Annotated in this window: 2 protein-coding genes; both read left to right on the forward strand. The window is 39.7% G+C overall.

All coding sequences use genetic code 11. From position 1 onward, the window contains the following. A partial coding sequence (locus tag AC3AYF_RS21475) for a sulfurtransferase TusA family protein (protein ID WP_487780497.1) occupies window positions 1-160 on the forward strand: 160 nt, incomplete at its 5' end. A 176-nt stretch (window positions 161-336) separates the two neighbouring features. Then, window positions 337-1,098, forward strand: coding sequence for a glutamine synthetase beta-grasp domain-containing protein (locus AC3AYF_RS21480; RefSeq protein WP_487780496.1), 762 nt, complete (start codon window positions 337-339; stop codon window positions 1,096-1,098). Window positions 1,099-1,160: the final 62 nt, after the last annotated feature.

The following is a 1,160-nucleotide window of genomic DNA, read 5'->3' on the forward strand; positions in this document are numbered from 1 at the left end:
AGTAAGCGAGTTAGTTGTTGGTGATATATTACATGTCGTTTGTACCGACCCTGGTGTCTTAAGTGATATTCCTGCATGGGCTTGGATCAATGGCCATGAAGTGATTTCTCATCAAGAGAATGAGGATGAAATTACGATCACGGTACGAGTGGGATCCTAAGGAAGAATATTTTGGTGCGGAACAGACTTGTTTTGCTTCATTATGGTGCGTATTATTGGCGCGTCAAATTGTTAAACGGTTGATTTTTAATGATGTAAAAATTGGCTTGATTTATGCTGTAAAGCACCCATGGTTTTTTGCACTTAGAGTGCAGTATTTTTTTATTGGAGAATTCAATGTCAGTCGAAAATGTGCTTCAAATGATTAAAGATGAGGAAGTTCAGTTTGTTGACTTCCGTTTTACCGATACACGCGGTAAAGAGCAACACGTTACTTTTCCTGCTCATACTATAGATGAAGATACCTTTACTGAAGGTAATATGTTTGATGGTTCATCTGTCGCGGGCTGGAAAGGTATTAATGAATCAGACATGATTTTGATGCCAGATCCTACGACTGCAGTAATGGATCCATTTATGGATGACAATACATTGATTATCAGTTGTGATGTTATCGAACCAGCTACGATGCAAGGATATGAACGTGATCCTCGCAGTGTTGCCCATCGAGCTGAAGCTCATATGCAAGCGACTGGCATGGCAGATACGGCTTACTTTGGCCCTGAAAACGAATTTTTTGTCCTTGATGATGTACGTTGGGGCAGCAATATGTCAGGTTCTTTCTACAAAGTAGATTCTGATGAGTCTTCTTGGAATACTGAAAAAGTTTATGCTGATGGTAATAAAGGTCACCGTCCTGGGGTGAAAGGTGGTTATATCCCTGTTCCTCCTGTTGATTCTTTACAAGATATCCGTAGCGCAATGTGCTTAACATTGGAAGAAATGGGCCAAACGACCGAAGTACATCACCATGAAGTGGCAACTGCAGGCCAATGTGAAATTGATATTCGATATGATTATTTAACAAATGCAGCTGACGCAACTCAATCATACAAATTTGTAGTTAGAAATATTGCAAAAAAACGCATACTAGGGTAGGAATTTCGCAAAAAAATGGTGAAAAAAAAATTTCAAAACAAACGTCGCCCCACCTGTAGAGC

The organism is Salinicola sp., from assembly GCF_982684285.1.